Raw genomic sequence first — 19,787 nt, 5'->3', positions numbered from 1 at the left:
TGGATCACTGCGTCACCTCGCGCCGGAGCAGGCGATGATCCGATTGCTCAACCGCGTCAATTGCGTAGAGCATCGCGATAGCCAAGGTGAACCAATCGAAAGTTAGACGCAGATTCCGTTGCTCATTCAGTTTCTGAAAATCCAGCCAAAGCTTGGAAACCGATTTTGGTTCATCCAATAGACCAACAATGTCTGCGCCAATTGCAATCAGCGAACGTTCGGTCGGCAGATGTTTCGTTGGAAGGATCATGAGGAATCGCGTGCGTTTTCAAAGATGTCGCAGGTGTGGAAAAAGTGGGACAGCACGGCAGTGACCGCCGCATGCTGGAATGGTGTCGTGAAGTGGTCACCGCCAGCGAAATGCCACAGTGTCTCGAAGGTGTCATCCGGCAGCATCCCGCCCGCTCGGCAGGACGCGTATTTCCGGCGGAATCCTTCGGCGATTGCCTCGCCAGTCCGCAAATCCGTCATCCCTTCCAAGTAGCGTGCTACTAAAGCGTGCTTGGAACGGCCAACACGAAGCAAATCCCGACACGTTTCACTCAGTTCATTGTATTGCAGCTTGCCGGGGTCAGGTATTGTCAGCTCTCCCACTGCGGGCGGTTCGGCTTGAACGGACACCAGATGTTCGATCACCTCCCGAATCGAAGGCATCTCCAGTTTCTCTAACATTTGGGAGGTTGGGGCCAGGCCAAGCAGGTCCTGGATCTCATCTTCGGAAAGCGATTGCATCAGTGTCCAGAGGTTTTCAAACGTCCAGATTTCGATCTTCACTCCCGGCTTGTCTTGCTGAAGCTGCATCATCAGCGTCCCCACACCCTTGGTCAGCCCCTCATCGTTGTGGACAAAAACCAATTTTTTCAATACGACCTTACGTTCCTTCAGGGTTTGTTCTGCCGCTGCGAAGTCGGACGCAATCTTCTTCTCCAGTTCAGATTGCGTGGCCCTTCGCGGTGCGAACACAGCGACGACAGCCGACTCGCTTAGGATGATTCCGTCTAAGCCGCCGTCGCCCTGCGTTAGACGGATATTCTCGTAGTCACCTTTGAGCGCTTTCTTCAACAATTGCCCAACCCAATCTTGAAACACCTGTCGTTTCTTTTCCCGATAGTCATCTCGTGCCATCAGTCGGAGGTAGTTTCGTTGATAACGATCCATCGAGTGATTCCTGGTTCATGAACTCATCTTGAGGCTTGCGGCTGACACCACTGGTCAACCAGCCGCTGTCGCTGTGCATTGCCGGTCTGCCTCTTACAAAGCGACACGTTTCTAAGATTCCGCGACTGACTAGCCGTTCAGCCAACTCGCATTCGAGCAAATTCTTCGCTGTAACTGCTATCGCGACGGCGAGTTCATTGCAAAAGGCGGAAAAACACCTTGCCAAACGGAACTTCATCTTATATTTTTGTTATATCAAGCCGATGGAAGATTTGCGACCTCCTGAAATTCCTCCGCGGCACGAAGTGCGGATTTGTTTGTCTGCTTTCCGTGATGCCCATGGGATCTTGCCACGCCTGACTGGGCGAGCACGATTGCGGCGGAAGGCGTTGAAGTTGCAGTGGTGGGAGCCTGGTGAGGATCGTGTGTTTGACCACAACGTTCGCCGAATTGGCGAACCAGTGACCGACATTTTGATTGAAATCCGTCAGATGCGATTGAACGTCGCGCTGGAGCGGATGCACATTCGCCACGACAACCCGTTTGGATTGCCTGAAGTGGAGACGACATCATGAGCACAACTGAAACTCCCGACGCGCCACTCGAAAACACGAACACGTCTCTGATGCGGATGATCCTTTCGCTGCACGGGACCCAACAGCAAGCGTTCATTGCTGCGCTGACCGAGTGCAGCGATCAGCTTCGGGCCAATTCGGAACGGCTGATGGCGATCATTGAAGACCCTGAGTCTCTTTCTGGTGACAAGGGCCGAGCATGGCACACGCTGTTGGATCAGTTTCGTTTGTTGCCCGACACAGAGGGCCGCTACGGCATGGACCTTGCGCAGTCCGAAGCGGGGGCCGCAGAGAAGTTTCCTGTTCTGCAAGCCGAAGTCGAGAAGATGGATTCACAAGAGGCTCAGTTCGCTGATCGACTTCGAGCAATCATGAAGGCCAAGCACATCACTCAAAAACAACTTGCCGAACGTATCGAATGCACCCAGCCAGCGATCTCTCAGATGCTGAATCGTAAGTGTCGCCCGCAGCGTGTAACGCTTGAGAAGATTGCAGTCGCGTTGCAGGTTGATATACGCGAATTGTGGCCGGACATTGAAGTCGTTGATTACTTGGATTCCGTTGTCGATTTTGGTCGCGATGGGCAAGTGATGAGCGAAGAAATGGCGAACGCTTTGCGTGATGACTCGCAGTCTCAATCGGCCAGTCGCGGCAAGCGTTTGCCTTCATGGAAGGAAGCAAAGCAAAACGGTGAGTGAGTTCCAACTTTATGCCGACGAATTCTGTGAAGCCGACCAAGTTGACTTGGTCGGCTTCTCTTGTGGTGACACCAAGCACGGACGATATTGCACGGAGTGGATTCTCGGGCCAGACGCGATGGAGTCCATCGCGAACTATGGCACCAAGGTTTGGATCTTTCGAAACGCGACTGGCCAGGTAGTCGGTTACGGTTCCGTGGGGACTGTCCGGTGGCGTTGGCCATTGCCCGACGGTGGTTATGCGAGTCTGCTTTACATTCCGATGCTGGGAATTGACCAGCGGTTTCAGGGTCAGCCTCCGGACGCGCAGTGGCGATACTCACGTCAAATCATGAATCATCTGATCTCTGAAGCACATCAGCTCAATTGTGAACGTAAGAAACCGGCTGAATACTTGTTGCTGTTAGTGGATGAAACCAACGAAGCGGCAGTGAAGCTTTATGCACGCTTTGACTTTGAGCTGATTCCTGTTGTTACCCGAGGCCCAGGGCTTCGAGTGATGAAGCATCGGCTTCGCTAAGCAGGAGTCATCGGGAAGCAGCTATTCGTTGACCGGGATGTGTCCAGGCAACGACAAATGGCGTTGGATTGCAATGAGGAGGTTGGCGGTTGCTTCAGCTTGTCGGGACTGGCGGGTGGAGCTGCGAAGGACGAGTCGTTGCGGCTCGAGTTCGCGACCTCGTTGAAGGACGGCGATGAAGATGATGCCGTTCACTGCGGGTGGAGCGTCGGGACCGAGGTGGCCTGTGATGGCGGCGGAGATGGTTGCGTCGGGGGTACGCTCAAAAACTGAGGTTGCCATGGCGTTCGTGATGGCTTGGCTTTCGGCGGTGTGCTGTTTCAATTCGGCTGCGGTGATTCCCAGCCACGCTTGCTTGGTGGTTTCTCGGTAGGTCACCGCGCTGCCGCAAAAGACGTTGGACGCACCGGGGACGCTTCCGATTGCGGCCGCGGCCGCGCCGCAGGTGCAGCTTTCGGCCAGGATCAAACGGTGCTGCGATTGTTTCAGTTGCGTGATCAAGTTGGATGCAACCACGCGAGGATCACTAGGCTCGGTCAGTTGATCACCAGAGGCGGTCATGCGGACGTTCCGCCCGAAGCGGAGTTGGTTGCGGAGGCTTCCAGACGTTCGCGAACCAACCGCAGGACTTCCAAGCGGACTTCGTCGGGAGTCATGCCATCCGTCTGGAGAACGATTGCGTCGCTGGCCGCTCGCAATCGTCCGACCGGACGCATTCGGTCTTCGAGATCACGTTGGTTCTGCGCGGTCAAGATTTCTTCCACCGTCATCGCTCGTCCGTTTTGAGCGAGTTGTTGTTGCCGGCGTCGGGCACGTTCTTCTGGTGACGCAGTCAGGAAAATCTTGCAGTGTGCATCGGGGAATACCTCGGTGCCTTGGTCACGCCCTTCGGTCACGATGTCGCGACCCGTGGCGATGCGTCGTTGTTGAGCTGTGATCCGTTCGCGAATTTTGGGTGGGTCCGCCAGGTGTCGAATGTGGCTGGTGACCTGTGGCGTACGAATTTCTTCGGAGATGTCTTGGTCGTCGAGGTAGATGCGATCGTCTTGCCAAACCAAGCAAGCCGCGTCGGCAAATTGAACCAACGCTTCGACGTCATCCCAGGCGATTCCACGCTGCATGACGCCCCAAGTCACGGCGCGATACATCGCTCCGGTATCAAGGAACTCAAATCCAAGTTCGCTCGCGACGCGTCTTGCGATGCTGCTTTTGCCTGCTCCGGCTGGGCCGTCGATGGTAATGATCATGAGGTTGAACGCTTTGCAATTTGGCGAAGGGTGTTCAGTGCATCTTCGATGTCAGGACGCGAAGAAATGGCCGGGTCCGATTTGGCGGAAGCACCCGACGAAGTGGAATCCGCGTGGGGCTTTGCAGTGCTATCGCCGGAAGCTTGGTGAGCTGCTCCAGGTGCCGCTGAATCCTGACCATACCGTAATGCGTAAAAGGCGTCGGTCAAACGACGCATCGGTCCGAGGGCCTGCACACGTTCATCGTTTTGATTCGGTTCCGCAGAAGACGGCTCGTTTGAATTCAGCGTTGAGGTGGAGCCAGAAGATGAGCTGGCAACCGCAAGCTGCCGGGTGAGTTCTTCGGGCGTTTGGCCTGGTCGTCGTTCGATGCCAAGATTCGAAAGCAGATCGAGTGCTTCGGCATAGAACGGGATCGTCGGCCGGGGGGCTTTTTGCTGGCCATTCTTGCCGAGTTTGCTGCGCAACCAACGTGGGAAGCGAATTTTCAGGCCGACCAATGCGAGGATGCCGAGCACGATTGCTATCACGGCACCCTGCCACGAGAATAGTTTGCCTCCGCCGAGGCCTTCCACATCGCCGGCGTTGATTCGCATGGCGAGTTCTCGTGTTCGGTCGATCCATGATCGATAAGAGGCCGTCATCGGAGCCAGCCCTGGTGTGGACATCAGGGCGGTCTCCTGGCGTTTCGAATCCATTTCAATGACGTAGTCGTCCCAAAGATCCTGTGCCAGATCGAGCATTTGGTTGCTGCCGGCTTCGGCCCCGGCAACTCCGCCGCCACCCGGGGTTGGATCCAAACGCAGCCAATAGAATTCGGACTCGGGTTGCCCGTACACCGACGTTCCGACCGGGATGTCCTCGCGATTGATCAATGCCTCGACCCAAACGTGAGCGTGGTTTTGTCGAACGATGAAGTACTGGCCCAGTTCGCTGAATTCGTCGGTGTGATAGCCGACAACCAATCGAGCCGGGATGTTCTGGCTACGCAGCATCATCACCAACGCCGACGCGAAAAATTGACAGTGACCACGTCGGTCGGTTGAAAGGAATTGTTCGATCGGATCAACACCCACCGTGGCCGATGGATTGGGTTGCAGCGAGTATCGAAATTCTCTGCTGAACGCCAAGTGTTTCTCGAAAGCGTCGGCGATCCCGGCGGCAGTTTTTTTGTTGCTTGGCAAGTCTTCAACGAGTGAATTCGCCAAGATCTCGGCGCTGGGAATCAGGACCTGAGGGTACTCAAGCAACTGGTCCATGTAGTTCAGGTCGTTGGCGGTAAGATCCGCCGAAGGTTCGTCTGGCTTGACGGACCTTTCGAGCATAGGTGTTTGATACGCCAGCCATCGGCTTTGAGCACCGTTGCGAAACGCGTGTGTCCCGAAGTGATATTTGACGGGCGGGTACCACGGCGTGCCCAACGCGCCAGCGGAGACTGATCCGCCGGAGGTGTTGCGACGGGCGAAGGTCCATTTTCCGCTGAGTTCCACCAAGTCATCACTGCCGGGAGACCAGTGATACGGCGCGATCGCGAAAAGCTTCTCGGTGTTCATTGATTCGCATCCGATGCGAACATTCACACGGTCGTAAAAGTTTGAGTCGCTGGCGCGTTGTGGAACATATTCGGGAGGCAATGGCCGCGGTGGTGACATGGACACCGAAGTCGCTCGCCAGGTTGTCGATGCTTCGACCATGTATTGTTCCAGCACCGCCCCGCGAAGATACAGATCATTGATGACCGGGTAAGGTTTCTTGGTTTCTCGATCGATCAAGTCGACTCGCAAAGCACGTTGAGTGCTCTGTTGCATCTGCTGGATCGCGCCCAGACGCAGTTCCTCGCTGAACCCAACCAAGGCAACGCCTTGCGAGCTGCCTCGAGAGGCATCCACGCGTCTTGGCAGGCCAAAGAAGAACAAGGCGGAGAACAGTAGAACCGCGGGGAACAAAATCACCCCGATCATCCACGGCAGGTTCACGCCCGCTCGTGCAAACGAATCCACCGCGGCTGAGTTGTTCCACTTGATATTGGAATGATCGGGTTCCGTGTTTAAAGCTGAAGGACGCGCCGCAAGGCTAGCGTTCTGGTCTGGTGACTGGGATTGCTCGACTACGTTGTCAGCCGCGAGCAAGGTGATGGCCATGCCACCGCAGATCGCCAGCGGGATGAAGAAGATCGCATAGGCAAACGCATCATTGAAAACTGCCGCGACCACGCAATTGAGCAACGCGAAAATCATGAGTTGTTCAAACAGTCGCGACGTCTTTTCCTGCAGCATCAAGATTGACTGAGCGATGATCAACAGTTCCGCAACGGCTTCCATCTTGTTGCCGACTTGCATGTCGTCTTGCATGAAGCCCGTGACGCAGTAGATCGCTGCGATCGCCATGGCGGCGTAGGCGATCACGGAGGGCAACGCAAACAGTTTCATCCAGTCGACAAATAGGAATCCGACCACACTGAAGAACACCACGATGATTGGCAGCGATTCAGTTTGTCCACTGCTGCCGATCACCAGTCCAGACAACATCGTCACCAACGCGAACGCAAGTTTTGTTCGCAGGCGAAGCGGCGAGTCCGGAATGGTCTCGGTGATCGCCTGCAACTCACGCAGATTGAGTGCGTCGGTGCGGCTCATTTCGTCGTCGGCAATCGAAGCGTCACTCATGCAGTGCCTCGGCGGATGATTTGGAAGACGAGCCTTCGGCGATCCAGGTTGTGGCGTCTCGGCCGGACAGGTTGACCCAGTTCAATCGCCCACGTTGTTGCCATTGTCGCAGCAATGAGGATTGGTTGTCATCCGAAGCCAAAACTTCTGACAATGGTCTCGGGCTGAGTACGACCAGGTCGGGCAGATGCTTGACCGCTCCGGCGACTTGTTCCAGAGATTGGTCCAAGTCTGGAGCGGCGGTGGTTTGCACGCGAGCGAGAATTTGCAGCATCCGTCTCAAAGCTTCGCGGGACAGGCCGCCGCCGCAGGTTTCGTTTTGCTGGCCCGCGACACTCAGCATGATTTGGCTGCCCGATCCACCGAACAGCTGAACCACCAATGAAGCGGCCAAACTGATTGCGGTTTCGACGCTTTCATAAGCAGGATCATTCTCGCCCGCTGAAGCTGGACAGTATGCATCGACCAAAAAGCAGATGTCCAATCGACGTTGTTGTTCGAATTGACGCACAACCAAGTCACCGATTCGTGCCGTGGTACGCCAGTGGATGTGTCGTCGACTGTCGCCCCGGCGATATTCGCGAAGACCGAAGAAGACTTCGTCGGCATGGCCTTGCCGGTGAGCCGAGGAGGAGACGTTGCCGACCTTGGTGGGCAGACGTTGTCGCCAGGATCGAGGCAGGTTCAACAGACGTGGGTAGACGTCCACAAATTCTTCTTCGTCTGTCGATTCACGCCATGCGGTCGATAAAGCAAACGGCGCGGTTGTGGAAACTCGCCATCTTCCCAAGCGATATCGCCCGCGTCGTTCAAACGTGAGATCGAGGTAGGCGCTGGTGGCTTTCGAAGGAAGCAGCAGCCCGACGCCGGTGTGGATCGAACGGGATTCGATGGCGGGAGTCGATGCGTTGCTGCTCGATCCGATGGCCTGGGAGTCCGCACCGGTCCGCATGATTTGATCGCTGAGGCAGATCAACCACAGCGGCATCAATCGATGGCGGTTGCTGACTTGATATCGGATTCTCGCGGGTTTGCCAGCGAACACTTCGCTGGGGACCCGCCGATCGACGCGAACGGATTCGATCGTGGACCGGCTGACTCGCCACTGAGCCAACAGCACCGCAAGAGTCATCGCAGCAACAACGATCAGTAGGTTCAATCCGTTGAGCGACCCGCCGAGAAGTCCAAACATACCGATCAGCATGAATTGCCAACCGAGCCGCGTCAGGCGATTGCGAGTGTTGCGTCGCTGCAGGGACATCGTGATTTAAACCGGCACGGGAATGGGTTCGATCAAATCGGCCAGCTGTTGCTCGACCACGGATCGGTTGCCGCCTTGGAAGATGCCTTCGGCCAAGACTCGGTGGGCCAGCGATGGAACGGCCATTTGTTTGATGTCGTCGGGTGTGACGTAGTCGCGACCACGCCGGATCGCCATCGCTTGGCAACCTCGGTGAAAACTGATCAACCCTCGCGTGCTGACACCGACTTGAAACGCGTCGTGATGACGTGTCGCTTCCACGATGTCCAGCAAGTAGTCCACCAACGATTCGTCCATGCGGACTTGTCCAACATTGGCCTGGGCCGAGGACACCTCTGCCGCGCCGACAATTGATTGAAGCTCATCGACGGGTTCGCCTGACTTGTGCGTCGTCAAAATATCGCGTTCAACGTTTCGCGATGGGTAACCGATGGATGTTCGTAAAAGGAAGCGGTCCAGCTGACTCTCGGGCAACGCGTAGGTGCCTTCGTATTCAAATGGGTTTTGGGTGGCGACCACCATGAACGGTTTTGGTAATTCATGAGTCACGCCATCGACGGTGACCTGCCCTTCGCTCATTGCTTCGAGTAACGCCGATTGAGTCCGTGGTGGGGCGCGGTTGATTTCATCGGCCAGCACGATGTTGGCGAAGATCGGTCCGGGTGCGAATTCAAATTGGCTGGTGTCGGTCCGGTAGATCATGCTGCCGGTGATGTCGCTGGGCAGCAAGTCAGGAGTGAATTGCAGCCGCGTGAACTTGGCATCCAGGCTTCGAGCGAGTGCTTTGGCGGTTAGCGTTTTGCCGACTCCGGGAACGTCTTCCAGCAAGACGTGTTCGCCGGCCAGCAAAGCGACCACCAGCAAGTCAACAAGTTCGTCTTTGCCCAAAACGACCTTTGCCAAGTTATCGCAGAGGTTTTGACATAAGTCGGACGCGGCCCGAAATGACATATGGTCGACCGTGAATCGTGAGCGAAGGAAGAAGGAACGAAGAAGACGTCGGAGGAGGACTGCTATGCTAGTGGCTCGGAGTTTCCTTTTCTATCGGCCTGATCTGCAGGGGTGGGGCATGCCCGCGTTGAACGGCGAGGCGGGTGGGCTTCTCGTTGTTGCTGCTTTCGGTTTTGTTCGACTCAATCGCGTTTGAGTCGGCATGGGTGTTGTGGGCAACTTGCATCTTGAGCACACAGCTGCGTAGTAAGAACGAGAAACTTGAAGGGGAGACTCTTTCGCCCTGATCAGGTGAAATGATGCTGGGGCGAGAGGATTCATGCGAACCAAATCCATGGTGGACAACTGATGAATGACAGTCGATCGATTCCGAATCAGGATGTCGCTGGGGGCGAAGACACGACTCGTGAGTTGGTTCAATTGTGCATGCTTCCTGGTCTGGGGCCGCGGACGTTGACGTCATTGATGGACGCCTTTGGGTCGGCACGTTCCATTTTAAGCGCGGACAAAAACTCGCTTGCGTCGGTGCATGGTGTGGGGCCGAAGATGGCTCACGTGATTGACACGGCGGACGATCATGTCGACATCGAGGACGTGTTCGCTTGGTGTGCGGCGAAGGATGTCAATATTCTGCGTCGGGGGCAGTCGTCTTATCCGGCGGCGATGGAAGAGCTGGAGGACGCTCCGCCATTGATGTTTTGTCGCGGTTCGTTTTTGCCGAGGGACACGATTTCGGTGGCGATTGTCGGAACCCGGCACGCGACCGCGTACGGATTGCAGCAAACTCGCCGAATCGCAATGGATCTCGCTCGGGCTGGTGTGACGATCGTCAGCGGGTTGGCTCGCGGAGTCGACACGGCGGCTCATCGTGCGGCTCTCGAAGCTGACGGGCGAACGATCGCTGTGCTGGGCGGAGGGCTGGGGAAGATTTATCCCGCTGAAAATGCACCGTTGGCCGACGAAATTTCTCAGCAGGGGGCTGTGATCAGCGAATATGCACCGATGGCCCAACCTCGTGGCGGGATGTTTCCGCAACGCAACCGAATCATCGCGGCTTTGGGACAAGCAACCCTTGTGATCGAGGCTCCCATGCGGAGTGGATCGCTGATCACGGCACGTTTGGCATCGGAATTGGGCCGGTCTGTCGGTGCTCTACCTGGTCAGGTGAATAGTCGGGCGTCGCAAGGGTGTCACCACCTGATTCGAGACGGTGCGACGCTGGTTCAGCACGCTGACGACGTGCTGGAATTGCTCGGGCCGCTGAGCGGAAACGTGTCGGAGGCCACCGCGGTCGACGGGGGGGAAGCGGTTCGGGATGGCCGTGAAATGACGCTCAATGACGTTGAACGTCAGGTTTTGGCTGCGGTGGGGACATCTGGTACGGCCATTGACGAGGTGACGCTCAGCAGTGGGCTACCTGCGTCCCGGGTGAACGCGATTGTCAGCATTTTGGAGATGAAACGGTTTGTTCGCCGCTTGAGCGGCCAGTATGTATCGAGGATCTGAGAAGGTTGACAGTTCGGTCCTACGGCGCTATTCTCCCGCCTTGGTTCCAAGCCTCCGTTGGTGGCTATTCACCGAAGGTCCTCGCGACGCTGACTTGGCGGCGGTGTTTCGATCCGCTCCATGTGGCTTTCACTGCGATGGTGAATGACGCTTACGACTCAATCTCAACCGTTTCTTTCGATTCGATCGCCGCAATGTTTTGACCGATGGCTTGTCACTCGTAAGAGAGATGTGTCACGCGCGCATTCGAATTGTCCCACGATGCTAGCAAAGCGACCGACATCCGATGACTGTTGATCTGGACGCAATCGCCCAACGCGGGCGATGCGAGGTCTCGAGTTTACGCCTGGCCCTGCCACTGATTGAGCAAGGTTACACGCCCCCGTTCCTCTCGCGATATCGGCGTGACGAACTCGGAGACATTGACGAGGCCAGTCTTTGGAACCTCGCCCATGCGGTGCGAACGCAGAAAAAACTCGACGAGTATCGATCGGATCTGCAAGACGCTTGGAAGCAAACTCCGCTGGCGGACCCTGCCATCGGCCGAGCGATTGGGAATGCCCAGTCCAAACGTCTGCTCGACCGCCTGAGTCGCCGCGTCAAACTAGAAACCGGTGAATCGGCGAACCTGGCCCAACGTTTGGCTGTTCGTACGCTGAACCCGCAAAAAGGCGACGGGGAAGATCTAAAAGCTTTGGCAGAAGCCTTGGCTGCCGAGTCCGCTTCGGCTGAGCCTGCGGCAGCTGAAACCGCCACCGAAGGCGAAGTTGCCGCACCGGAGTCGGCTTCGAACGATGTCGATGGAGCCCTGGCGAAACTGGACGCGACGATCGCCAAACGTTTGATCGGCGACCCACGAATCGTTGGCGCAGCGGTCCGTTGGCTTTCTCGGAACGCGAAAATTCGCGTGATGGAAGTTCACGACCCGCACATTCAATCCGGGGACGAGCCAGCGGATTCGTCCGATTCTCAGCCCAAATCGAAGAAGTCAGCGGCCGCTGCAGAAGCCCCGCCGGAAACTCCCGCTGCGGAAACTTCAACTGAAGCGGCCGCGGCCACGCCAGTTGCGGAAACACCTGCCGCCGAAACCTCCGCACCCGAAGCGAGCAGCACCGAGACAACCAGCAGCCCAGAGACTCCGGCAGCGGAACCCGCTGAGACGCCAGCCAGCGAGCCCGTCGCTGAAACCGCACCGGCCGAACAAGCGGCTCCGGCCGAGCCGGCTGCAGCTGAGCCTGCCGCTGCTGCGGAAGCACCCGCGACTGAAACCCCCGCAGCAGATTCTGGGGTATCGGAAACTGCGACATCTGAAGCCGCCACATCCGCTGAAGCAACGGAATCGACCGAGCAACCTGCTGCGGACAAGCCCGCTGCATCGGACGAACCTGCTGCCGCTGGCAAACCCGCGGAGTCGGTGACCAAGCAAGCTCCGGCTGCCAAAGCGGCTCCCGCGAAAGCGAAGGCCAAAAAGTCGAAGAAGATTTCTCCGCGACAACGCCGTCGTCGTTGGCTGGTCAGCACGCTCAAACCGTTGGCCGGCAAAAGCATGCCCGCGAACAAGCTGAGCTCGTTCCAATTGGTGATGCTCGGGCGTGCCCTGCGAAGCCAGGTCGCCCAGTGTGCATTCGATTACGACGCAGCGAAGTTGGTCGCTGAGCTTCAGAAAACAACAGCCGGATTCAATCGTCCGCTGGCGGATCGTCTGTCTGGTTTGGTGCTCGAAAACGAAGCCATCATTCGTGACGCCGCCGAAGCCGCTTGGTGGGACGAGTTGCAGGAGCAGGCTTCGGCACGATTGGTCGCGATTGCCGCCGACAACCTCCACTCGCAAATCAACCGCGGTGGCGTCGAAGCCAAAGTCGTGATGTCGATCGACGCCGTCGGGCCTCGGACCGCTGCGACTTCGATCGTCTCGGCGGATGGGCGTCTGCTTCACAGCGAAGACATTCCGTGTCAATTATCGGCGGCAATGCGGACGTTGGCTGTGACCAAGATGGGTGAGCTGATTCACGCTCACCACGTCGATCTGATCGTGATCAGCAACGGACCCGCGCGTCGGGCTTGCATGATCGCGGTAGGCGAATTGATCAAACAATCGGCCGACAAGTCAGTGCGTTGGACGTTGGCAGACCGCAGCGGTGCGGATGCTTACGCTGGCGGACCGGCCGGTGACCAAGAGATGAAGTCGACTCCGCGTCGTTTCCGTGCGGCCGCGTGGATTGCGTTCTCGGCGATGCAGCCCGCTCAAGCCTTGGTCAAAGTCGACCCACTGAAATTGCGTCTGGGTTCGTTCCAGCGAGAACTTTCCGACGATGCCGTTTTGTCGGCACTCGAAGACGTGATGGTCAGCGGAGCAGCCCGCGGCGGTGTCGACGTCAACTCGACCGCGACCACCTGGATGCAGCGTTTGCCAGGCATCACGCCTGAGATTTCGCAGGCCATCGAAGGACGTCGTCGTGAAAAACTGATTGCCTCTCGCGAGGATTTGGCGACCGCGGTTGAGTGGCCTTCCGTGGTCAACTCTCGTCAAGCGATGCCGTTCCTTCGCGTTTTCGCCAGTGAAGAAACACTCGACGGAACGTTGATTCATCCGGACGACTATCCGCTCGCGAAGAAGCTGGCCACCGCGCTGAGCGTTGAATTGCCGCCGGATCGCCCGCCCGCCTACGAATTGCCTGACTACAGCGAGCCTGCGCCGGCTCCCGTAGCCGCCGTCGAAGCTCCCGCGGAAGCGACCATTGAAGCCGCTGCATCCGAAGGTGCTGAATCCGAAAACACTGATTCAGAAGTAGCCGACAGCGACACGACCGCCGAGTTGTCGGCGGAAGCTGCCGCGGAATCGCCCGAGGCTCCCGCTTCTGACGAAGCTGCCGCGGAAGAAACGCCAGCGGAAGCGACTGCATCGGACGAAACTGCGTCCGAAGAGACCCCTGCTGCTGATTCGGAAGCCGCCTCACCGGAAGCCGCCGCCGACTCAGGCGACGCGGTCCCGAGCGATGGCGAGTCCAGCAGTCCTGAGGCCAGCAGCGAAGAGGCTGCTGCGTCCGATGGTGATTCGGCCGAAGCGGATGCTCCCGCGGCACCCGCCGCACCGGAGCCCGTTCGCCGCCCGATGCCAGAACGTGCTGCTGTCGACAAACTCATCAAAGAATGGCAAATCGGAAAGCGACGCTCGCATCAATTGGTTCGTTGGTTGTGCGATCCGTTCGGCGAAGGAGCCTCCGAGGGCGAATCACCCGCCGTCATGACCGCGATGCCATCGTTGGCCGAACTGAAACAGGGTGACCAAGTCATCGGTGTGGTCGTCGGCGTGATGCCGTTCGGCGTGTTCATCGAGTTGTCGCCCGATTGCAGTGGCTTGATTCACGTCAGCCGTATCTCAGACAGCTATGTCGAAGACTTGCACGAAGCGGTTCAAGTTGGTGACGTCATCACCGCTTGGGTGACCGGGACGGATGCGAAACGTCGTCGGGTTGCTTTGAGTGCGATCTCGCCGGAACGCGAAGCTGCGATGGAAACTCGTCGACAGAACGAACGTGGCGGACGCGGTGGTCGTGGCCAAGGCGGTCGCGGTCAACGTGGTGGGCAAGGCGGCCAAGGCGGAGGACAAAACGCTGGGCAAGGTCAACGATCGGATTCGGCACCACGTGGTCGGGGCGGACAGTCCGGTGGCGATGGTCGCTCGGGCCAAGGTGGTCAACGCGGCGGTCAAGGTCGTGGTGGCCAGGGCCAAGGCCGAGGTGCACAAGGCGGCCGCGGCGGCAAACCAGGTGGTCGTCCCGGAGGACGCGATGGTGGCCGAGGCGGTCGCGGTCGTGGACCGAAGAAACCAGAAGTTTACGAAGTGATCGGTAAGGATCCCGAAAAGCCAAAGATCAGCGATGCGATGGCCAAAGGCGATGAGCCGATGCGATCCTTCGGCGATCTGATGCAAATGTTCAGCAAGGAGAAAGGCCAAACGACTCCTCCTGCGGACAAGAAACCGGCTGCGAAACCACCTGCCGCTGAGAAGCCCGTCGGTGAAAAACCAGCGGAAGCGAAGCCTGCTGAAACACCTCCAGCGGACCCACCCGCGGCACCGAAAGCAGAGGCTCCCGCAGCCGAAGCTTCCACGCCAACGGCTCCCGAGGGAGACGAATGAGCGACGACTTTCAGTCTCGATTGGAATCGGCCATCGCTCGTGGACGTCGGCGCGCGGAGCATGAAGCTTCGCAGGAACGGCAAAAGGAGATGTCCGAGGAAGAGCTGAAACGACTTCATACGTCGTATCGTCTGTCGCTGTCGGAACAAATCGAAGCCGCCGTGCGTCGCGTGGCGGATCATTTTCCCGGCTTCCGCTACGAATCAGTCTTCGGCGAAGAAGGCTGGGGCGCCGCCTGCTACCGCGATGATCTGCGGCTCGATGCCGGACGTCGCACGAACCTGTACAGCCGGTTGGAATTGGTCATTCGGCCGTACAGTGATCTGCGAGTGTTGGATCTGAAGGGCAAAGGCACGGTCATGAACCGCGAGCTTTTCAATCGCACCCACTACACCAAGATCGCGGAAGTGGAGTCGGAAGACTTCAGCCAATTGATCGATTCATGGGCAATCGAGTACGCCGAGATGTACTCCGCCAAAAGCTCGACATCCTAAGCCGCATCTGCAGCGAAGGCCGTGTGGCTGATTCAGTCGACCACTTTTTCGCGGCCCTTGTCTTTTGACACCTCTGCGACGACCTGCATGCGAGCGTGAGTCGGCAAGTGGTTCTTGCCGATTCGGCCATCGGCTTTGACCCATCCCAACGGGCGATCGCGGTGCTGGACGATCAGCCAACCACGTTGATCCGTCGGAACCGTGCCTCCCGCCAAATAGGTCGCCGCTTCGGCATCATTCAGTTCGATGCGTTCGGCGTTCGTCGTGAATGGGTCGTCCGGGTGTCGCAGTGCACAGGCGTGAGATGGTTTCCAGGTTTGCCCGGTTCGGTGGGCCACTTCGGGGCCGATGGTCCAGTCTTGCTTGACCCATTCAGGAGCACCTTCGCAGAACGCTTCGGCGATCCAGTCTCGTTGCCGCAAGAGCACCGATTCTTCGTCGGTGCGTGCTTCTGTTGAAGAAATGCCAAAGACGGACTGAATCAGTTCATCACAACCAGAATCCAGTGGCTGCTCCGATTGCAGAACGCCGCGGCGAAGCAACCAAGGATCTTCCGAAAACTCTGCCGTCTCTTCCGACGGTTCCTCGGCGATTGGTTTCGTAAGTCGAGCCGCGAAGGCACCGGCGCAACCATCGCGGTGTGGCCAAACTCGATAGCCACAATCAGCGAGCGGGCTTTGGTAGTCGCTCAATGCTTCGATCGGAGAAGGTTGCATGTTCAGTTCGTCCTTCATCCACTGCACTTGGTCTTCGTTCTCCGCGACCGCGAAAGTGCATGTGCTGTAGATGATCGTGCCGCCGGGACGCAGAAGCTTGTGAGCGGCCGCCAGAATGCGTTGCTGGCGTGCGGCGTTCGTGGCCACCATGGATTCGTTGACGGCACCTTTGGATTGCCGGCCGCGCGAAAGCAACGCTTGTCCACTGCAGGGAGCATCAATCAGAATTGTGTCAAAGACGCCCGGCAATTTTTGCGAGAGAGCGTCTGGGTCTTCGCTGCTGATTGCGTAACGGTCCGAGCCGGTGCGAGACAAGTTGTAAGCCAGCGGAGCGACTCGCGATCGGATGGGTTCGTTTGCGAGTAAGAAACCATCACTGCCGATGGCTTCCAACACTCCAGTCGCTTTCCCACCGGGTGCTGCACACAGATCGCAAACCAGTTGTCCTGACAGCGAATCGGTGTGCGCCTCCGCTGCCGCGAGTGCGAGCAGCGAACCGGCGTCTTGCAGGTAGTATTCTCCCGCGGCGAAGTCGATCGAGCGCGAAGCGCGATAGTCATTTGGAATCGCGACGGCGGGCGGGTACCACGGCACATCGAATTGCGTGCCCGATACGGCTTCGCTCGCATTTAACTTGGATCGGTCTCGGCGAATTCGCATCACGTTCGAATGACGCTGGCTCATCGCCGCGGCGAGACGTTCCAGTTCATCGTGTGGCAATTCAATCGGCGTGATTGCCGCCGAAACTTGTTCCGCGTCCAACTCCACTGGTTTGCGATTAGTGGATGGTTTGGAAGATGCCGAGGATTTGCGGCTAGCTTTTTTCGAGCCTTTTCGAGATCGACTCACGTTCGTGTGATCTTGTTCCAAACGGACATGACCAGCGACAGCATCATCGCGATCACGAGTGGCGAGGTGAATGTGAACATGATGAATAGCACCTGCGAAAGACTGCCGGATTCATCTTCCGGAGGCGGTGCCCCCACCCAAATCGCGATGTCGGTTTGGACGCTGGGGACTCGCGACGCGTAGAACAAACCCGCCAAGAACAAGGCGCTGATCAGGACCAACAGCAGCGAGATCGCAATGCTGACTTGTGGGCGAGGGACGCCGGGCGAGGAGGTCCTTGAAACGGACGGGGAGGCAGGATCGGCTTCAGTCATTGAAGATGCCAGACCCGAAATCGTCGAATGGATCCGAGCTCTCTTGCGATGAGTGGTCGGGGTTTGCTCCTCCGGCGTCGCGGTTCGGAGAGTTTGACACGGTCGATCCGCGAGATCCGCCACCACGGCGATGAAGGTGCGGTTGTGGAATGCGTTGCTCGTCGCCTTGCTCACCACGTACGAGCAAAGTTTCCGAACCATCTTTGGTTACTGAACGGGTGTCAGAAACGTTGTTCGATGATTTCTCGGAGTCATTCGATGAGGAGCTTGCGTAGTCCGCTTCGTCGTAGTCTCCCGCATCAAAGTCGTCTTCGTATCGACTTCGGTAACCGGGTTGCTGCGATCGATCGAGTTCAGCCTCGAATTCTTCGATCACCGCCTGCTGAATCATTTCACGGCACTCACTGTTGATCGGGTGAGCAACATCCGCGTAGAGCTTCTGCGGCGAGTTTGCGTTGTGACCGCTCAGCTTCGCACCGCAGTGGTTGCAGTAGGTCGCTCGCAGGTGGTTCTTCGAACTGCAGCGTCCGCAGTGGCCGGTCAACTTTCGACTGGGCATTGCGACAAAGGGACCACTCGTGCCATCAATGATTTTTAAATCACGGACAACGAATGATTGATCAATGGTGATCGAGCAAAACGCCCGTAGACGATCCTCCGAACTTTCCATCAGCTTGATGCGAATCTCGGTAATTTCCACGACGTACCCCTATGCGATGTGGATCTCCGACGGCACCACACAACTCACAACCGGTCGGATCAATGCGCCGCCCGGAAAAGTCGAACGCAATGTTTCGGCGGCGATTGCTGCCTGTTGCGACGAGTCTGCCAATGCGAAGCAAGCCGAACCGCTGCCCGTCATGCGGCAATGTGTCAGTCCAGCCTTCGACAGACATTCTAGGGCGGGATCGATGCGCGATGAAAGCCCGCGTGCGGGCGCTTGCAAGGCGTTATGCAATGAAAACTCGGATTCCGCCCTTATTCCTTGCAAAGCACGTACTAAATCATTGCTAGATTGGGGAGAATCGGGGACTTGGCAGTGTGAATAGACTTGTGCGGTCGAAACACTCGCGGCCGGATAGATAACAACTGCGTGCAACGGATTGGCTAATGTGAAGAAGCTTAGTTTCTCGCCGCGTCCCGTTGCTTGTGCGCATTCGACGTCACGTTCGCTTTCCAGTTCTCCTAAGAAAAACGGAACGTCGCTACCAATTTCCGCCGCCAACAGCGGAAGCATCTCGTGTTTGAGCGGCGAGAATGTTGCGGAAGAGGTTTCGTAAGCCGCTTCCCACCCCAATCGCAACGCCGAGGCGGCATCACTGCTTGCGCCGCCCATCCCAGCACCACTGGGGATGTTTTTGTTCAGTTGGACTTCCCATCCACCGTCTAGATTCAGCGTTTGCGTGAGACGATTGAGAGCACGAACGACGAGATTCTTATCGTCAGTTGGAACAAGCAGCAGTTCGTGGTCATCGGTGACTTGCAGTTCTTTGGCAATCGACTCTCGTCCCGCTGACCAATCAACCGACAATTGAACGCCAGGTTTGCTGGTGCGTCGAACGCGAAGTTCATCACGCCAATCGATCGCGATCATCACGGTATCCAGCTCGTGGAAACCGTCGTCGCGACGCGCCAGGAGTTCCAAGAACAAATTGAGTTTGGCGGGAGGCGATGTGGAATACCAGCGGGATTCAGTCACGTGTTCAGGCTGCTTTTCGAGAAGACGGCAATTGGTCTTTCATCGTATCGGCAGACGCCATTGCCACCAAAGCGATCCCGAGTCGGTCGGCGAGTGCGATGGTTTCGTCGCTGTCGAGCAAGATCGTTTTATTGGCTTCGATCGCGATCGCGGCACCGCCCGCTTCATGCACACGCTGCACTGTTTGTGGACCGATCGTTGGAACGTCGAACCTCATGTCTTGTTCTGGTTTGCTGACTTTGACCAGGGTCCAACCGCCGCGACGGCACAATTCGCCGGTTCGTGCGATGCAGGCGTCGGTGCCTTCGATGGCTTCCACAGCGATGATGGTGCCATCTTTGATCGTGATGGCTTGGCCAATGTCCAGCCCGCCCATCGTCTTCGCAATTTGCCAACCAGCGGCAATGTCGGACTGAACCACCGAAGAAGGTTTGCGACGAGTCAATTGACCCGTTTTCGCGAGCAACTCAGGAGCCAACTCCGTGGCAGAACAAATCTTCATGGTGTGACTCTCATAAGTATCGATGACCGCTCCGAGCAAACGGTCGTCGCGTGCGTCTCGGCGAGCACCAAACAAGCACGGCCAAAAAGTTTTGATGCAAGTCCAATCCGGCGTGTGGCGAATCCAAACCGAACCGCTGTAAAGTAAGTCGGATTTAAACAGCTTGCCCGCCATGGTCACATGTTCGACGTCATTGCGTTTGAAGTATCGAAGGTGACCGCCAAACCGTCCGACGCCTGACCACAGCACACTGTCGCAAATTTCATTGAGCTCTTCACCTGCGTGACCAGTGATTGCCACGCAGTGAACCGAATGCCCGAGAGCCTTCAGTTTCTCGGCCACGCAAATTGGAAAGCGTCCCCATCCGGCGATCAAGCCAATCGGTGCACCTTGAGGCACATCGCGAAGGGGCGATTCGCTTTCATGATCGCGGTTGGCTAGGCCAACCCGATCAGCGTTTGGAATAGGAGGAGCTTGTGTCATGGCAATC

General features: G+C 57.4%; 18 protein-coding genes. 6 read left to right on the top strand and 12 right to left on the bottom strand.

What is annotated here, in order from left to right:
• Positions 1–4: 4 nt before the first annotated feature.
• Both CEE69_RS16760 and CEE69_RS16755 read right to left on the bottom strand, forming a co-directional pair.
• Positions 5–250 (bottom strand): ABC-three component system middle component 6, encoded by a 246-nt coding sequence (locus CEE69_RS16760; protein ID WP_099261764.1) that lies wholly within the window; start codon positions 248–250, stop codon positions 5–7.
• On the bottom strand, positions 247–1,158 hold the full coding sequence (locus tag CEE69_RS16755) for an ABC-three component system protein (protein ID WP_099261763.1): 912 nt from the start codon (positions 1,156–1,158) through the stop codon (positions 247–249). The genes CEE69_RS16760 and CEE69_RS16755 overlap by 4 nt, the downstream gene beginning before the upstream one ends.
• 272 nt (positions 1,159–1,430) lie before the next feature.
• Between CEE69_RS16755 and CEE69_RS16750 the strand changes: the two genes are divergently transcribed.
• Genes CEE69_RS16750 through CEE69_RS16740 form a run of 3 tightly spaced genes read left to right on the top strand, consistent with a single transcriptional unit; the run spans position 1,431 to position 2,951 of the window.
• Entirely contained in the window at positions 1,431–1,733 is a 303-nt protein-coding gene (locus tag CEE69_RS16750) for a hypothetical protein (protein ID WP_158231040.1), read from the top strand.
• A complete protein-coding gene (locus tag CEE69_RS16745) occupies positions 1,730–2,431 on the top strand; it encodes a helix-turn-helix domain-containing protein (protein ID WP_099261761.1) in 702 nt (233 codons plus the stop codon). Before CEE69_RS16750 ends, CEE69_RS16745 begins: the two co-directional genes overlap by 4 nt.
• On the top strand, positions 2,424–2,951 hold the full coding sequence (locus CEE69_RS16740) for a GNAT family N-acetyltransferase (protein ID WP_099261760.1): 528 nt from the start codon (positions 2,424–2,426) through the stop codon (positions 2,949–2,951). The genes CEE69_RS16745 and CEE69_RS16740 overlap by 8 nt, the downstream gene beginning before the upstream one ends.
• Before the next feature lie 21 nt (positions 2,952–2,972).
• On the opposite strand, the gene CEE69_RS16735 is transcribed toward CEE69_RS16740, so the two are convergent.
• Genes CEE69_RS16735 through CEE69_RS16715 form a run of 5 tightly spaced genes read right to left on the bottom strand, consistent with a single transcriptional unit; the run spans position 2,973 to position 9,028 of the window.
• Positions 2,973–3,512: a CinA family protein gene (locus CEE69_RS16735; protein WP_099261759.1), complete on the bottom strand. Its 540-nt coding sequence runs from the start codon at positions 3,510–3,512 to the stop codon at positions 2,973–2,975.
• Positions 3,509–4,198, bottom strand: coding sequence for a (d)CMP kinase (gene cmk / locus CEE69_RS16730; RefSeq protein ID WP_099261758.1), 690 nt, complete (start codon positions 4,196–4,198; stop codon positions 3,509–3,511). Before cmk ends, CEE69_RS16735 begins: the two co-directional genes overlap by 4 nt.
• Positions 4,195–6,864 carry a transglutaminase TgpA family protein gene (locus CEE69_RS16725; protein WP_099261757.1) on the bottom strand — a complete coding sequence of 890 codons (2,670 nt, stop codon included), beginning with the start codon at positions 6,862–6,864 and terminating at the stop codon, positions 4,195–4,197. The genes cmk and CEE69_RS16725 overlap by 4 nt, the downstream gene beginning before the upstream one ends.
• Positions 6,857–8,125, bottom strand: a complete 1,269-nt coding sequence (locus CEE69_RS16720) for a DUF58 domain-containing protein (RefSeq protein ID WP_099261756.1) — start codon at positions 8,123–8,125, stop codon at positions 6,857–6,859. The genes CEE69_RS16725 and CEE69_RS16720 overlap by 8 nt, the downstream gene beginning before the upstream one ends.
• Before the next feature lie 6 nt (positions 8,126–8,131).
• On the bottom strand, positions 8,132–9,028 hold the full coding sequence (locus CEE69_RS16715; protein WP_099261812.1) for an AAA family ATPase: 897 nt from the start codon (positions 9,026–9,028) through the stop codon (positions 8,132–8,134).
• Positions 9,029–9,424: 396 nt separating this feature from the next.
• On the opposite strand from CEE69_RS16715, the gene dprA reads away from it, so the two are divergent.
• The 3 genes from dprA to CEE69_RS16700 all read left to right on the top strand — a co-directional run bounded on the left by dprA (position 9,425) and on the right by CEE69_RS16700 (position 15,217).
• Positions 9,425–10,582 carry a DNA-processing protein DprA gene (gene dprA, locus CEE69_RS16710; protein ID WP_099261755.1) on the top strand — a complete coding sequence of 386 codons (1,158 nt, stop codon included), beginning with the start codon at positions 9,425–9,427 and terminating at the stop codon, positions 10,580–10,582.
• Between the two features lie 286 nt (positions 10,583–10,868).
• Entirely contained in the window at positions 10,869–14,723 is a 3,855-nt protein-coding gene (locus tag CEE69_RS16705) for a S1 RNA-binding domain-containing protein (protein WP_099261754.1), read from the top strand.
• Entirely contained in the window at positions 14,720–15,217 is a 498-nt protein-coding gene (locus tag CEE69_RS16700) for a hypothetical protein (RefSeq protein WP_099261753.1), read from the top strand. The genes CEE69_RS16705 and CEE69_RS16700 overlap by 4 nt, the downstream gene beginning before the upstream one ends.
• Before the next feature lie 32 nt (positions 15,218–15,249).
• Here CEE69_RS16700 and CEE69_RS16695 read toward each other — a convergent pair whose 3' ends face one another.
• Genes CEE69_RS16695 through CEE69_RS16675 form a run of 5 tightly spaced genes read right to left on the bottom strand, consistent with a single transcriptional unit; the run spans position 15,250 to position 19,780 of the window.
• The gene (locus CEE69_RS16695) at positions 15,250–16,782 is read right to left on the bottom strand and encodes a methyltransferase RsmF C-terminal domain-like protein (RefSeq protein WP_099261752.1); all 1,533 of its coding nucleotides are present in this window, start codon (positions 16,780–16,782) and stop codon (positions 15,250–15,252) included.
• Positions 16,779–17,096 (bottom strand): hypothetical protein, encoded by a 318-nt coding sequence (locus tag CEE69_RS16690; RefSeq protein ID WP_099261751.1) that lies wholly within the window; start codon positions 17,094–17,096, stop codon positions 16,779–16,781. The genes CEE69_RS16695 and CEE69_RS16690 overlap by 4 nt, the downstream gene beginning before the upstream one ends.
• Positions 17,089–17,796, bottom strand: coding sequence for a SpoVG family protein (locus tag CEE69_RS16685; RefSeq protein WP_099261750.1), 708 nt, complete (start codon positions 17,794–17,796; stop codon positions 17,089–17,091). The genes CEE69_RS16690 and CEE69_RS16685 overlap by 8 nt, the downstream gene beginning before the upstream one ends.
• 9 nt (positions 17,797–17,805) lie before the next feature.
• A complete protein-coding gene (gene ispE, locus CEE69_RS16680; protein ID WP_099261749.1) occupies positions 17,806–18,795 on the bottom strand; it encodes a 4-(cytidine 5'-diphospho)-2-C-methyl-D-erythritol kinase in 990 nt (329 codons plus the stop codon).
• Positions 18,796–18,799: 4 nt separating this feature from the next.
• Positions 18,800–19,780, bottom strand: coding sequence for an LpxI family protein (locus CEE69_RS16675; protein WP_233215308.1), 981 nt, complete (start codon positions 19,778–19,780; stop codon positions 18,800–18,802).
• Positions 19,781–19,787 lie beyond the last annotated feature (7 nt).

It is taken from the genome of Rhodopirellula bahusiensis (assembly GCF_002727185.1).
Classification (GTDB): domain Bacteria; phylum Planctomycetota; class Planctomycetia; order Pirellulales; family Pirellulaceae; genus Rhodopirellula; species Rhodopirellula bahusiensis.
The sequence above is the reverse complement of the archived record's forward strand: the minus strand, read 5'-3'. Positions and strand labels throughout refer to the sequence as shown.